This window comes from Paenibacillus sp. YPG26, from assembly GCF_023704175.1.
Lineage (GTDB): Bacteria > Bacillota > Bacilli > Paenibacillales > Paenibacillaceae > Fontibacillus.
Window position 1 is genome coordinate 2758732 of record NZ_CP084530.1, and the last position, 14497, is coordinate 2773228.

Annotated in this window: 16 protein-coding genes; 9 read left to right on the forward strand and 7 right to left on the reverse strand. The window is 49.6% G+C overall.

Translation table 11 applies throughout. The features are described 5' to 3' along the window. Position 1 precedes the first annotated feature (1 nt). On the reverse strand, positions 2–1027 hold the full coding sequence (locus LDO05_RS12970; RefSeq protein ID WP_481857061.1) for a tetraprenyl-beta-curcumene synthase family protein: 1026 nt from the start codon (positions 1025–1027) through the stop codon (positions 2–4). 155 nt (positions 1028–1182) lie between these two features. Next, positions 1183–1497, reverse strand: coding sequence for a hypothetical protein (locus tag LDO05_RS12975; RefSeq protein WP_251375798.1), 315 nt, complete (start codon positions 1495–1497; stop codon positions 1183–1185). Between the two features lie 138 nt (positions 1498–1635). Between LDO05_RS12975 and LDO05_RS12980 the strand changes: the two genes are divergently transcribed. Together LDO05_RS12980 and LDO05_RS12985 are read left to right on the forward strand one after the other, a co-directional pair. Further along, positions 1636–2820 carry an MFS transporter gene (locus LDO05_RS12980; RefSeq protein WP_251375799.1) on the forward strand — a complete coding sequence of 395 codons (1185 nt, stop codon included), beginning with the start codon at positions 1636–1638 and terminating at the stop codon, positions 2818–2820. A gap of 90 nt (positions 2821–2910) precedes the next feature. Further along, entirely contained in the window at positions 2911–3558 is a 648-nt protein-coding gene (locus LDO05_RS12985) for a nitroreductase family protein (RefSeq protein ID WP_251375800.1), read from the forward strand. A 150-nt stretch (positions 3559–3708) separates the two neighbouring features. Here the strand turns inward: LDO05_RS12985 and LDO05_RS12990 are convergent, their stop codons facing one another. Continuing rightward, a complete protein-coding gene (locus tag LDO05_RS12990; RefSeq protein ID WP_251375801.1) occupies positions 3709–4452 on the reverse strand; it encodes a YebC/PmpR family DNA-binding transcriptional regulator in 744 nt (247 codons plus the stop codon). 129 nt (positions 4453–4581) lie between these two features. Continuing rightward, positions 4582–4779: a cold shock domain-containing protein gene (locus LDO05_RS12995; RefSeq protein ID WP_251375802.1), complete on the reverse strand. Its 198-nt coding sequence runs from the start codon at positions 4777–4779 to the stop codon at positions 4582–4584. 254 nt (positions 4780–5033) lie between these two features. Between LDO05_RS12995 and LDO05_RS13000 the strand changes: the two genes are divergently transcribed. From LDO05_RS13000 to serS, 7 genes are all read left to right on the forward strand, one after another. Beyond that, positions 5034–5267, forward strand: coding sequence for a hypothetical protein (locus LDO05_RS13000; RefSeq protein WP_251375803.1), 234 nt, complete (start codon positions 5034–5036; stop codon positions 5265–5267). A gap of 31 nt (positions 5268–5298) precedes the next feature. Then, positions 5299–5469: a hypothetical protein gene (locus LDO05_RS13005; RefSeq protein WP_251375804.1), complete on the forward strand. Its 171-nt coding sequence runs from the start codon at positions 5299–5301 to the stop codon at positions 5467–5469. Between the two features lie 214 nt (positions 5470–5683). Beyond that, the gene (pepF, locus tag LDO05_RS13010) at positions 5684–7474 is read left to right on the forward strand and encodes an oligoendopeptidase F (RefSeq protein WP_251375805.1); all 1791 of its coding nucleotides are present in this window, start codon (positions 5684–5686) and stop codon (positions 7472–7474) included. Positions 7475–7549: 75 nt separating this feature from the next. Further along, complete coding sequence (locus tag LDO05_RS13015; RefSeq protein WP_251375806.1) at positions 7550–7873, forward strand: LapA family protein; 324 nt, start codon at positions 7550–7552, stop codon at positions 7871–7873. A 118-nt stretch (positions 7874–7991) separates the two neighbouring features. Beyond that, complete coding sequence (locus tag LDO05_RS13020; protein WP_251375807.1) at positions 7992–9029, forward strand: M42 family metallopeptidase; 1038 nt, start codon at positions 7992–7994, stop codon at positions 9027–9029. A gap of 84 nt (positions 9030–9113) precedes the next feature. Beyond that, positions 9114–9419 carry a hypothetical protein gene (locus tag LDO05_RS13025; RefSeq protein WP_251375808.1) on the forward strand — a complete coding sequence of 102 codons (306 nt, stop codon included), beginning with the start codon at positions 9114–9116 and terminating at the stop codon, positions 9417–9419. 248 nt (positions 9420–9667) lie between these two features. Further along, on the forward strand, positions 9668–10960 hold the full coding sequence (serS, locus tag LDO05_RS13030) for a serine--tRNA ligase (RefSeq protein ID WP_251375809.1): 1293 nt from the start codon (positions 9668–9670) through the stop codon (positions 10958–10960). Positions 10961–11086: 126 nt separating this feature from the next. On the opposite strand, the gene LDO05_RS13035 is transcribed toward serS, so the two are convergent. From LDO05_RS13035 to LDO05_RS13045, 3 genes are read right to left on the reverse strand one after another with little or no spacing between them, the layout of a single operon-like run. Beyond that, positions 11087–13027 carry an ABC-F family ATP-binding cassette domain-containing protein gene (locus LDO05_RS13035; RefSeq protein ID WP_251375810.1) on the reverse strand — a complete coding sequence of 647 codons (1941 nt, stop codon included), beginning with the start codon at positions 13025–13027 and terminating at the stop codon, positions 11087–11089. A gap of 54 nt (positions 13028–13081) precedes the next feature. Continuing rightward, positions 13082–13672: a TetR/AcrR family transcriptional regulator gene (locus tag LDO05_RS13040; protein WP_251375811.1), complete on the reverse strand. Its 591-nt coding sequence runs from the start codon at positions 13670–13672 to the stop codon at positions 13082–13084. A gap of 15 nt (positions 13673–13687) precedes the next feature. Next, positions 13688–14494, reverse strand: a complete 807-nt coding sequence (locus tag LDO05_RS13045; protein WP_251375812.1) for a DUF92 domain-containing protein — start codon at positions 14492–14494, stop codon at positions 13688–13690. Positions 14495–14497: the final 3 nt, after the last annotated feature.

Sequence of the window (14497 nt, forward strand, 5' to 3'; positions counted from 1 at the left end):
CTTAAACATGCTTCCGAATCCAGAGACTGTTCACGAAGAAGAACAGCCTTGTCAGCGGACTCTTCTTCATCAGCTTTCTGGAAACGCTGCGAATCTCCTGCTGCTGGCTTACTTTGGGATCTGATAAGTATAAAGCAAGAAGCCCCTCAATAATCATCCTGTGAAAGGATGACGCCGGCAGCACAGTAACATCCTGCCGCGCAGACTGAACAATCAGGGATATCCGGCTCAGCATCTCATCTGCATTATCGTAATAGTTACAGAAATTCAGATCGCCGCCAATCCGGTCCTCATCCTGATCAATTAAATAATCAAGCATGATATGTAATCCGCATACATGCGGGAAGTACGCTTGTCTGATTATCTCTGCGCTTGTCTGATCCAGATCCTTATGGCTTGCTGCCAGAAATAACATAAAGACTCCAAGAGTGGACCCGGTTGCGGCTGCGAACTCGTTCCATTTAAGTCCCGGAGCCAGGCTTCCGTGCTCGGAATGCCACTTCAACAGCGCCGGCTCGCGCAGTTCGGGCTTAATGTGCTTGTACACCTGCAAGTCTGTATACAGCTTGACCAGTCTGAGGATCTGCGGCTTGGCCGCTTCATATCCGGGAAGCTCAGCGATACAGTTACGGCACGTGGCGACAAGGCGGTGCAGATACCCCCCATCCTCCTTCTCGTCACGTAGTTCGTAATAATTATGCAGTTGTGCAGCCGGATCAACTGCATCCAGCATAGATTGATGCAGCAGACGGAAGTCATCCGCATCCATTGAAGTGCTTCGGTCACACAGATTATCCAGGTAATCACTTATAGTCTGAAAGGCTACGATTAATGGGATCAGCACATGCCTCTGCTCAAGGTGGGCGGCTGCATAGACAGATCCTCCCTGGCAATGAAATTCCTTGGTAGCAATACTCGCTAGAGCTTGTTGCCTGAGCTCTGGATCTGGTATCGTCTCGGCCCTTTGTCTCCACTCATTCAGCTCAGAACGCACGTCTGGCAATAAATACTTATATACCCGGCTCATCAGCCTGATCGGATCACGGGGTATCTGATATGGGCGTTCTTCAAGATCAATCAAAGGCTTGCCTCCACATGGTAGTCATCAATCACTGGTTTGAACCATTCTTTATTATAATATGAACCTTCTCTTTCTACAAATAAACAAAATCATTGACAAACTCAGGAGTGTCTCTTCCCCACAGATTCATCAGCCGATATTCTATACCATATATGAAGATCATTAATGATACTCGCTAGTTCTGCAATATCACTGTTAATCTTGCAGGAAACGTCGAAGTTGTTCTCCTCTCCCAGCTCCACCAGCTTAATCACAATAGTCTGTTCAAGCTGCATAACCCGGGTTGGAATTTGCCCGCGTATACCTTCCCATGTCTCAATAATTCCCCGTCTCTCCAACAGAGGCAGCTCCTCGAATGGAGTATCGAATTCCGGCACCTTGATTCCCAACCGGCTGTCGTATACAAAAACGTCCAATCTTATTCCCTCCCGAAGGTAAAAGTTACCCAATATTATAACGGATATTCCGGCAAAATTGATGCTTCGCTATGCTATACTTAACGATGGCTGTAATATGAATATTACTTACAATTACCGATTGGAGTCTTTTAAATCATGAGTTCTCATCATTATATCCGGCGGGATGTCAACTGGCTCCGGGCTTTTACTTTTACAGTGTACGGAATCAGCGTCCTTGTCTTCTCTTTCTTTCCTCTCTTCTATAGAAGCCTGGGATTCAGCAACACACAGATCGGCTATCTCTACGCTATAGGGCCGATGATCTCTCTATTCTCCAACCTGCTGTGGAGCATGATCAGTGACCGATACCGCACAATCAAGAAAGTACTTATCCTGCTGTTGATCGGACAGCTCGCGTTCTCTATTCTGTTGTCCGTCTCGGGCTCCTTTCTCGGGATACTAATCGTCATTATGATGTTTTATTTCTTCTATTACCCGATCTATCCGCTTGCTGATACGATGGCGATCACCACAGCCAAAGAGTATGGCAAGAGCTTCACGGTTATTCGCATATTTGGCTCTCTTGGATTTGCTACCTTTGCGATTGTCATCGGTTATGTCTTAACCGCACTTGGCACGTCCTGGACGATCCGGATAAGCATTCTGCTGACACTCATCGCTTTATTTCTGACCTTCTTCATCCGTGACCAGTCTAGCCCTGTGAACAAGATGGAGGCCTCAGGACTATGGACCATACTTCGTCAAAAGGAGCTGCTCTGGTTCTTCGGATGTGTCTTCTGCCTTGCGATCGGTCATCGCATGAATGATGCCTTCCTCACCATTGCCATGAAGGAAATGGGGGCTAGTGACAACCTGGTAGGCTGGGGAGTGCTTGCCTCCTCCCTCTCGGAGATCCCCATTTTCTTTCTGCTTAGTATCTATGGGGACAGGCTCAAGGAGCTGCCGCTCATTTTATTCGCGTGTCTGATGTTCGCTCTGCGATTCCTGCTCATGGGATTGACCGATTCCGCTTATAGTGTAATTGCGATCCAGACCCTGCACAGCGTGACCTTTGGGATCTTTTTTGTCACTGCAGTCCGGTATTTAACACGTCTTATTCCCGACCATTACCGGGCTACCGGACTAGCCCTGTTCACCGTGATGTGGTCGAGTGCGTCCGGGCTTATCAGCGGCACATTCGGTGGCGTCATTTACGAGCATTTTGGGCGTACAGAGTTCTACCTCGTTGCTATGACCTTCAGTCTTGTCGCTTTTCTGGGATTCGCAAGCAAGTACCTGGACCGGCTTCCTCGCCACAGAAATTCAGGTGGTAGCATCTAGTGGGTTCCTCCTATCCAAAGCTGGTGCTCATCCGCTATAATGAATGGTACAAGAAGAATAGTACCTAGTCCTAAAGAAGGTGGGAAATTAATGGAATTCACGGACTTCAAGGAGATTATCCAGACGCGCCGCAGTATACGCGATTTCACGGAGGAGAGCGTCCGGACCGAGGATATTGAAGAGATTATTGACTGTGCAAGGTATGCACCCAGCGACACGAACTCTCAGACCTGGGAATTCATTGCGGTTGTGAACCGCGACAAGATCAGACAGATAGAGGAATTCACCTGGGAGCAGCTGCACTTAAGAGCAGCCGAGGCAGAGAAGCGGGGGCTGGGGCGCGAGGCCAAGCTTCTGGTTAAATCATTCGGCCCTTATGCCACGGCCTTCTCGGGTGCGCCTGTACTGATTGTATGCTTATCCACTCCGTACGCTTCCAAGTTCCGTGACAGAATATTCGATCCGCTGGAGTTCGGCAGTCCTGAGATCTGGGCAGAAGAAGGACTGAAGAGCAGTTGCCTGGCCTCTCAGAACCTGATGCTTGCCGCACATGCCAAAGGGCTTGCCACCTGTCCGATGACCGGGCCGGTTCTGCTGGCTGAAGAGCAGCTTAGAGAGTTCCTGGGTATCCCGGGCGACCGCGGAGTAAATATGGTGATTGCTCTAGGCCACCCTGCCGTCTCACCGAAAGCAACGCCGCGCAAGGACATAGCTGAGATTCTGCGTATTGTAGACTAACATGGGAAGCTAAGCTAACCGATTATTCATGTAAGTTGAACAGTTGACTGGTCAACGTAAGATAATTAGCACACCAAAGTTCAGCTCATAACACAAAAGGGCTCTTACTCCCCGGCAACCAGGGGTAAGAGCCCTATTTAGGCTTATGCATTAACCAATACGGTCCATCTCGGATGCACTGATCTCGAAGTTGGAATAGACATCCTGCACATCATCATTATCCTCGAAAGCATCCATCATCTTCAGCAGCTTCTCGGCATTCTCGCCTTCGACATCCACCGTGTTCTGCGGGATCCAGCGAACCTCAGCCGTGCTGAACTCATAGTTCTCCGCTTCGAGCGCACTCTTCACTGTCTCCAGTTCATGCGGATGGGTTACAAGCTCAAATGTCTCATCGGTTGTAATCATATCTTCAGCTCCAGCTTCAACGGCTTGAAGAAGCAAGGTATCCTCATCGATATCTTCAAATTGTTCACGATCGATGACAAGAGAACCCTTCTCATCAAACATATAAGCTACGCAGCCCGATTCACCCATGTTACCGCCTCTCTTGTTGAAGATCGCACGGACATCCGCCGCTGTCCGGTTCCGATTGTCCGTCAAGCATTTCACCATAATGGCAACACCGCCCGGACCATAACCCTCATAATAAATTTCCTCATAATCCACATTATCCGTGTTGCCTGATGCTTTCTTGATTGCACGTTCTATATTATCCGCTGGCATCTTAATTGCACGGGCACTCGCGATGGCTGTCTTAAGTCCGAAGTTGGCTTCCGGATTGGGGCCGCCTTTGCGTGCCTGCATATAAATCTCACGGCTTAATTTGACCCATTGATTGTTCTTGGCTTGGTCAGCTTTACCTTTACGTTCTTTGAATAATTTGAATTTCATACCGTAACGCTCCCCATTATAATCAGTCTTTACTTTTCAGTGTATCACTACCCTGCTTACCCGGTCAAAACTGGGCAAAAAAACACAGCCCACGCGGAGCTGTGTTTTTCTTTATAAGTTGAAGCGCAATTATATTTTGTATACGTTAGCTGCTTGCGCGCCACGGTTGCCTTCAGTGATTTCGAATTCAACTTCTTGACCTTCATCCAAGGATTTGAAGCCTTCGCCTTGAATCGCTGAGAAGTGAACGAATACATCTTCGCCGCCATCAACTGAGATGAAGCCATAACCTTTTTCTGCGTTAAACCATTTAACTGTACCTTTCAAATGAACAACCTCCTAAAATAACGCCATTGAATGGCGAATACCTAAATTATAACCGATGTGTAAATCCAATGCAACGCGTCTAAAGCCCTGCGACTCCAGTCTGATTTTTACCTGAAATCCCCTTGGTTGCATTTGCTTTCCGTAGGGCCGTGCGTTATGATTTTATAAAGCTTTTGCAAATGCTTTCCTATAATACGGATCACAATATGAACGCATACATGAACTTAAATGCCGCAGACTGGAGACCAAGCACGATGATCAAAAAACATGAAATTTACAAGACAGACAAGTGGAATATGATGACGGTGGAAGTACAAGGAAAGTATATTGTCCTGCGTGAAATCTCTGATCAATGGGGAGAAGAAACGCACACATTCCTCAGCCGACCGGCCTTGATGCAGTGGGCGCAGAACCGGTTCCCCAAAGAGGATTTCGAAGGAAGAGAAGAAGAATGGCGCACGCTGATGAATTCCTTCAAACAAGTCTAGATTGACCTAAAGGAGTTTTGGTGAAATACCTATGGATTACTCAAGAGTTGCCCTGTTTATTGTTCTGGCTATTGCACTGGGATTCATTCTAATTATGAACAAGAATAATATCCCCCCGAAGCTGAAGCGCCCTATGGCCTTAACGGCCCTGGTTATGATTGTCCTGGCTTTTGTACTCGTAATCTACAGTTACTTGGCCTAATTGAATCCTCTCAAGTCCCCTTAGTCTCATATTGTGCCTAATCTTCGGTCATACTATTGGCAAAAAAGATTGGGAGGAAACGCCATTGAGATCCGCCACGCTCCTCTCGATAATGATGACTTGCTGCCTGGTGACCGCTTCAGCACCGGATATGAATAAGCGGACCGTTCAAGAGGAACGGCCAGTATCTTTAACTTTTCCAAGGAGGATACCGATGAGCACATTACCTAAACGTTCCGAAGTCGCTGAAGCTAACAGCTGGAACCTGAATGACCTGTTCCCTGATCAGAAGGCCTGGGACCAGTCCTATGAGCAGATCAAACAGAAGAAATCCAAGGCTTCCGAGTATGAAGGCAAGTTAAATACGGCCGCGAATCTCAAGGCGGCTTTCGCCCTGGAAGATGAAATCTCGCTTGAGATTGAGCGTCTGTTCGTATTTGCACATCTGCATCATGATGAGGATACCACAAATCCTACATATCAGGCTCTGGTCGAGAAGGCTAAGAAGCTCAGTGTAGAAATCAGCGAAGCCCTCTCTTATATCACTCCCGAGATCCTGTCTCTCCCTGAACAAGAGCTTGAAGGATTCATAGAGAACCCTGATCTGGCTGACTACAAATTCACGCTGCAGGAGATCAAACGGGAGAAAGCCCATGTCCTCTCCAAAGCCGAGGAAGCACTTCTGGCGCAGGTCGGCAACCTGTCGCAGGCACCGAAGAGTATCTTTGGCATGATTAACAATGCCGATATGAAGTTCCCCAAGATCAAGGATGAGCAAGGCAAGGAAGTGGAACTGACTCATGGAAGCTACATCCAGTTCCTGGAGAATCCGAACCGCGAAGTCCGTCAGCGGGCATTCAAAGCCATTTACGAAACCTATGGCAGACAGAAGAACACGCTAGCGACTACTCTCGGTTCAAATGTGAACAAGAATATATTCTATTCCCGTGTCCGCAAGTATCCATCAGTTCTGGAAATGTCCCTATACGGGGACAACATTCCCAAAGAGGTCTACACGAATCTGATCGACACCATTCACGAGAGTCTCCCTCTACTTCACAGATATATGGCGCTTCGGAAGAAGCTACTAGGTGTGGATGAGCTTCATATGTATGATTTGTTCGCTCCGCTTGTGGAAGAATACAAATGGGATATCACTTATGACGAGGCGAAAAAGCTGGTTAGTGAAGGACTTCAGCCGCTGGGTGACAATTACCTGAAAGTGCTGAAGGACGGATTTGACAACCGCTGGATCGATGTATATGAGAATGAAGGCAAACGGACAGGAGCTTACAGCTGGGGCGCATACGGGACCCACCCATATGTTCTGCTGAACCACAACAACAATCTGAACAGCATGTTCACGCTTGCCCATGAGATGGGTCATGCGCTTCATTCTTATTTCTCGGATGAGGCCCTCAAGTACCGGGATGCCCAATACACGATCTTCCTTGCTGAAGTGGCTTCGACTACCAATGAAGCCCTGCTGATGGATTATCTGCTGAAGCATGCTGATGACCCGAAACAGAAGCTGTATCTGCTGACTTATTATGCGGATCAGTTCCGGACGACGGTATTCCGTCAGACCATGTTCGCCGAATTCGAGAAGATCATTCATGAGCGTGCAGAGGCTGGAGAATCGCTAACTCCACAGGCTTTGTCCACGATCTACTATGATCTGAACAAGAAGTATCATGGTCCTGGCATGGTTGTCGATCAGGATATCGAGATGGAATGGGCCCGTATCCCCCATTTCTACACGAGCTTCTATGTATATAAATACGCAACAGGCTTCTCGGCCGCAACCAGCTTCTCCAAGCAGATTCTTGAAGAAGGCAAGCCGGCTGTGGATCGCTATCTTGGCTTCCTGAAAAGCGGGGGCAGCGATTACTCCATCAACATTCTGAAGAAGGCTGGCGTTGACATGTCATCGCCTCAGCCGATTCGTGAAGCGATGAGTGTATTCGAGGAACTGATCGAACAAATGGAGAATTTGACGAAATAACCGAGTGAATCTAACGGATAATCCCTTGCCCGCTGCGGGTAAGGGATTTTATACTGTCCTAAGAGGAGGTGCATCATGAGAATACAATGGTCCCTGATAGCTGCTTTGATATTTGCACTAGTTACCGCAATATTTGCTGTTATTAATGTGCGAACTGTAGATGTGAATCTGCTGTTCGGTGTTGTACAAATCCCGCTCATTCTGCTTATCCTGGGCTCTACACTGCTCGGCGGAATTATTGTCGGCTCGTTCGGCTTATACCGGGGCTACCGGCTGGACAAAGAGAACCGCCGGCTCAAAGCTCAGCTCAATGAGATTCTGGAAGCAACCGGTTATGTGTTCCCTGACTCCAAGCCTGCTGAAGATCAGCCTCAGAGTAAGAATGGCCCATCTGTATAACATGCACTTAGATCGGAACGTTTCAGCGTACTGCTAGAGAGATTTTATTTTTCCGGGACCTGAAATAGCAGTCATTAAATTCGGCCCTTTCTGATGCAATCCACCTTGAGGAGGAACCATGAATATTTCAGTCAACGAAAGTTACGTATTGGACGTACTAAAGAGACTGCTCGATACTCCAAGTCCGAGCGGCTTCACCAAGCAGGCTATCCAGCTAGTTCAAGAAGAAGCCAATAAGCTGGGTATTCCCTGCTCTCTTAATGAGAAGGGAGGCGCCATTTTAACGCTCAAGGGCCAGGATAACAGCCGCCGCATTGCCCTCAGTGCCCACGTAGATACTCTGGGAGCTATGGTAAGATCGGTTACCGCTCACGGCACTCTGGCGATCACTTCGGTTGGAGGCTTCTCGATGAATAGTATCGAGAATGAGTATTGCCAAATTCATACCCGTAACGGGAAGGTGTACACGGGTACGATACTGACAAATCATCCTTCTGTTCATGTATACAGTGATGCGAGAGATTATCCCCGCATCGAGAGCAATATGGAGGTTCGGATTGACGAGCTCGTAGAGAACAAGGAAGATGTCCGGAAGCTGGGCATCCAGACCGGGGACTTCATCTCGTTCGACGCCCGCGCGGTTATCACACCAAGCGGTTACATCAAATCACGTCATATCGATGACAAGGCCAGTGTCGCCGCTCTCCTGGGCCTGATCGAATCGTCGGGACGTGAAGGGTGGACACCCCGTCATGACCTTGTCTTCCTGATCTCTAATTATGAAGAGGTAGGCCATGGTGCCGCACATATTCCCGACGGAGTCCACGAGATGATCGCTGTGGACATGGGGGCCATGGGCTCGGACCTCGGCTGTAAGGAGACCGAAGTCTCCATCTGTGCCAAGGATTCCAGTGGGCCCTATGACTATGACATGACCACCAAGCTGATTGAGCTGGCTGAAGCCTGCGGCATCCCTTATGCGGTGGATATATATCCGTATTACGGCTCCGATGCTTCCGCCGCGCTGGGCGCAGGCCACAACATACGCGCCGCACTGATCGGCCCTGGTGTACACGCTTCGCACTCTATGGAGCGTACGCATAAACAAGCTGTACTGAACACCGTCAAGCTACTTGGCGCATATGTTACAGCTTAATCTGAATTACAGGTGAATCTGCGTTGCTGGTGTCTTGGCTGCCTATGTAATGCTGTTATTGCATAATAAGACAAGGGGGTTATCTTGAAGAATCCTGTCGCCTTTGTTGTTCTAGCCCTATTAAATCTCGTATATACAGCTGCACTTGTGTATTATCCCGGGGTCATCCTGGCTGCTGTCGGAGCCTTGTCGGGTGGTTCATTTTTCCCGAATTTACCTATGCTCCGTGAAATTTCTTCTTTTATGCTGTTCACTTATCCTGCCTCGATCTTCATCGCTTACTTCTGCTGGTGGGCCTACCATACAAGAAAGTTCAAGCTGGCCTATATACTGGTCTGTGTGCCGCTTGTCTGGGCACTGATTACATTGTCATTCTTGCTAACGGCTTAACAAATAGGTTATACTACTAAAAATATCACAGCAGATCATGCCGATGAAGAGAATCCAACTCGGAGGCGTTCTCGTCAAAAGGATCCGTTCCTTCTAAGTTAACCGGCACCGCCCGTTACCGCGGACCAAAGAGGATTAAGTCATGAAATTGGCTTAATCAAATTGGGTGGCACCGCGAGTCCTAGCGCTCCTCGTCCCAAAAAACGAGGGCGCTTTTTGTATTTTTTACAAACAAAGGAGCGGTGATCATGTTAGATATGAACTGGGTAAGGAGCCATGCTGAGGAGGTACAAAGGATATCCAATCAGAAAGGTATCCGTCTGGACGTCAATGAGCTGTTGTTGCTGGATGATCAGAGAAGGAAAGTGCTTCATGAGGTTGAACGGCTCAGGAAGAACCGGAATAACTTGTCCGACGAAATTGGCACAGCTGTGTATGAGAAACGGATTGAAGAAGCGGCTGTGCTTAAAGAGCAGGCGAGAGCTAATAACACCAGGCTGTCTCATCTTGAGAACGATCTAGCAGAACTGCAGCGGCATTTCCTCCAGATGAGCTTGCTCATTCCGAATACCGTATCACCCGACACGCCAATTGGCGGCTCAGATGCGGATAATGTAGTATTGCGCACTGAAGGAGAGCTTCCCGTCTTTGATTTTGCAGCGAGAGATCATGTTGAATTGGGGAGAATTCACGGTATAATTGATATCCCTCGCGGGGTTAAGGCCGCGGGCAGCCGGAACTATTATCTCCGCGGAGCAGGCGTTCTTCTACACAGGGCTGTCCAGCAGCTTGCCCTTGATATGCTGATAGACCGTGGCTTTGTTCCCCTTGAAGTGCCGCTGCTCGCCACGACAGAAGCCATGACGAATACGGGATTCTTCCCTCTTGGACAGGACCAGTCTTATCACCTTGATGAAGAAGATAAGTGGCTCGTAGGCACATCAGAAGTTCCTCTGGTCACTTATTATTCAGGTGAAATTGTAGACCTCACTTCCCCCATCAGACTCGCAGCGTCATCAATCTGCTTTAGAAGTGAAGTAGGCTCTGCTGGCAAAGATGTAAGCGGGCTATACCGGGTGCATCAGTTCTCAAAGGTAGAACAGATCGTACTGTGCGCCAATGATCCGGTACAATCGGAGGCCCTGCTCCAAGAGATAACCCGCAATGCTGAAGATCTCTTGCAGATGCTGGAGCTTCCCTACCGGGTGATGGCGGTATGCACTGGAGACATGTCTCAGAAGACCTACAAGCAGTTCGATATTGAGACCTGGATGCCAAGCCGCAAGGCTTATGGAGAGACTCATTCCTCTTCGAATCTGCTGGACTTTCAAGCACGGCGTTCCAACATCCGTTACCGGGATCCGAATGACGGTACCTTGAAGTTCTGTCACTCCCTGAATAATACAGCCGTAGCTACTCCGCGGATTCTGATTCCTCTTCTGGAGAATCATCAGAGGGAGGATGGGTCAATACACATCCCTCATGCCCTCCGTAAATATATGAATGGACTTGAACTATTGGTTCCTCAGGCCACCTACTAGTCCATTCTCGTAACAGGCGCAGCGCGGATTCTAAATTATAAAGCTCGAAGTCAGAACAAGCCTTCCAGACCCCGATCACATCGGGAATGGAAGGCTTGTTCTAATCTTAAGCACTATGCTGATGGACTATACGTTACGCTGGGCTTCAATCCGCTCCGCCAGCTCATTAAGGTACGTCCATCGTTCCATTAATCGTTCAAGCTCAGCCTCGGCCTCCTGCTGCTCACGCATGAGCTCCTGCAGCCGGGAAGCATCGCTTGAAGCCTGCTCCATTGCAGCCGCAAGGTCAGCGATCTTCTGCTCTGCCGCTTCAACCAGGCCGTCAATGGCCTCGTATTCTCTCTGCTCGTTATAGCTGAATTTGACCTTCTCCTTAAGAGAAGGAGCAGAGGATACAGCTGATGTTTCTTTTCCCGTACTCTTCTTGGCCTTAATCTGGCTATCATTTGCTTCAGCCTGCCCGCTGCCTTCCCGGCGCAGACGTTCTTCATAATCGCTGTAATCTCCCACATGGACAGCCACAGCTCCCTTTCCTTCAAAGGCCATGATCTTGTCGATCGTCCGGTCGAGGAAATAACGGTCATGGGAGACTACGAAGACGGCTCCCGGGAACTCGTCAAGGTAAGCTTCCAGAACCGTGAGAGTCTGGATATCCAGATCGTTCGTAGGCTCATCAAGCAGGAGTACATTCGGTGCGCCCATCAATACTCTAAGCAGATACAGCCTCCGTCTCTCACCACCTGACAGCTTGGCAATCGGGGTCCACTGCATGGTGGGCTCGAACAGGAACCGTTCCAGCATTTGTGACGCTGTGATTCTGGATCCCTCTGCTGTAGTTACAACTTCAGCTTCATCCTTAATATACTCAATGACCCGCTGTTCTTCATTCATCTCCTGATGCTCCTGGGTGAAATAACCCAGCTTGACGGTCTGTCCAAGAACAACCTCGCCTTGATTCGGCGTGAGCCGTCCGGCAATCAGATTCAGCAGTGTCGATTTCCCGCTGCCATTGGGACCAACGATGCCTACGCGGTCACCCGGTACCGCAATGTAGGACAAGTCCTCGATGAGTGTTCGGTCACCCACTTTGTAGCTTAAATGGTTCATCTCTAGTATTTTGCGGCCAAGCCGGGTAGAAGCTACTGACATCTCCACCGCACCGCTTCGGATCTCGCCCTTCTGATTCTGAAGCTCCTCGAAACGGTCAATCCTCGCCTTCTGCTTGGTCGTCCGGGCCTTGGCACCTCTGCGGATCCAGGCAAGCTCAGTACGCAGCAGATTCTGTCTCTTCTGCTCCGCAGAGGCTTCCCGCTCCTCACGCTCACTCTTCAGCTCCAGGAACCGGCTGTAATTCGCTTCGTAGCGGAAGAGACGGCCATGGTCGAGCTCAAGCATCACAGAAGCTACACGATCCAGGAAATAACGGTCGTGCGTGATCATAAGCAGGGCGCCGCGGCGTTTCTGCAAATACTGCTCCAGCCATGCAACCGAATCGTTGTCAATATGGTTCGTGGGCTCGTCCAGAATCAACAGCTCTGATGGCTGAATTAACGCGGATGCCAGCGCCACACGCTTGCGCTGCCCACCGGATAATGTACCCATCAGCCTGGAGAAATCCGTAATTCCCAGCTTGGACAATATGCTTTTGGCTTCACTTTCCAGCTGCCACACCTGCAGTCGGTCAATCTCCTGACTGAGGCTTGACGCTTGGTCTTCAAGTGACCGGTCATCCGGGTTCTCCTCCATGAGCCTCAGCGTCTCCATATATTCATAGACGGCCTGGAGCTCGGGACTATCCCCTTGAAATACCTGCTGAAGCACAGTCATATCAGGATTGTAGTCCGGATTCTGGGCCAGGTAACGAATCCGCACACCGTTATTAACGGCAATCTTTCCTTCATCTGCCGGCTCAAGACCTGCGATGACGCGCAGAAAAGTGGATTTGCCCGTGCCATTCACGCCTACTACACCAATCTTGTCCTGGTCTTCCATCCCGAACGAGGCTCCATGAAACAGAACCTTCTCGCCAAAACTCTTGGATATTTGCTCTACAGTCATTATATTCATCGCTTTGTATCCCTACTTCTACCCATGTATTTTGGATTCGTTCTTCGCTTGGAATTACAGGGCTGTTCCATCCTGTTCCTGGACAGGACAACCATATATAAATAAGCGGGACACGAAATGTATGTTCTTATTCAAGTCTCCCTCTGTTAACGACCGGTCAAATAAAATGTCCATCTTAAGCTGATCCAGCATACCGATATATGCTTTCGCATGGAGCATCGGTTCCGGCACATCAGCCTTGCTCAGAACTTCGCAGACCGCAGCCATATAGCTGCGGAGGAAATTCTGCATCAACCCCATCAGTTCGGGGTCATTATTAGGGGCCATAAAAAATAACTTGGTATGATCCTTGCGTGCGTAATAGTACTCCAAATGATGTCTGGCAATGAACTGCAGCTGTTCCTGCAAGCTTGCCCCTCTCTTAAGTCCTTCGTGCAGCCTGTTCAGGAAATCACTGAAATCACGCTCGGACACGGCTGCGAACAGCTTCTCCTTGCTCTTGAAGTACAAGTATACCGTACCTTTGGCAATGCCAGCCAGGTCGGCAATGTCCGAGATCTTGGCATCATAGAAGCCTTGAGAACCGAACAGGGCAAAAGCCGCATCAAGTATGGCTGTATGTTTGTCTCCCTGGAAATCACTCATCTTCGTTCAACCTTCCTATGCCGCCATAAACCCAATCCATAATGCAATCAGTCCTCCAGCCAGAGAACTAAGCAGATTAACCGCATCGTTACTCATCCATACGATTCCGCGCATATGCTCTGTTGGCTGTCCGCAGTGCAGGGGAACTTCTACTTCCCGCCCGCACACCGGGCAGCGGTACATCCGCTGCAGGCTGGCTCCCAGAATGGAGTCGGTGAAAGCCCCCGTCAATCCGCCAAGGCCGCCCGCTGCCATCCATAGACCGAGGGACTCTCCCGAATGCCCGTCCAGCTGCGGAAGAAGCCACGCACCGATACCAATCAGGATTGCACCCGCAGCAGCCGCGGTGCTGCCAAGCCACGATACTCCGCCCGAGGTGCCTGCCGGCAGCACCCTCCAGGTCAACACCGAACGGGGTGGCCTGCGACTGAGGCCGCCCCATTCTGTCGCCCACGTATCCGCCGTAACCGAGGCCATGATTCCAATAAATAAGTAGGCCCAAAGCGGATCCGGCCAGAACCAGTTAGCCAGACATACCAGCATTCCGAGGCCGCCATTGGCCATAACCTGCCCGGCATCGCGCCGGCCGCTTTTGGCGTAGGACTTCTCCAGCTCCGCCTTGCGGTGGCTCTTCCACTTCGAGAATAAGGTAGAAGTAATGAAAAACAACAGCAGCGTTCCGAACCAGAAGGCATTCCCAGCCCCATAGTATACTGTTCCCATAATTACCGCCGCACACATACCCGACAAAGTTAAAGAACGCTTGTAAAACGCAGCCCCTGCCACGGCCGCCGCACAGACAAATCCAATCAGCCAATCCATAGA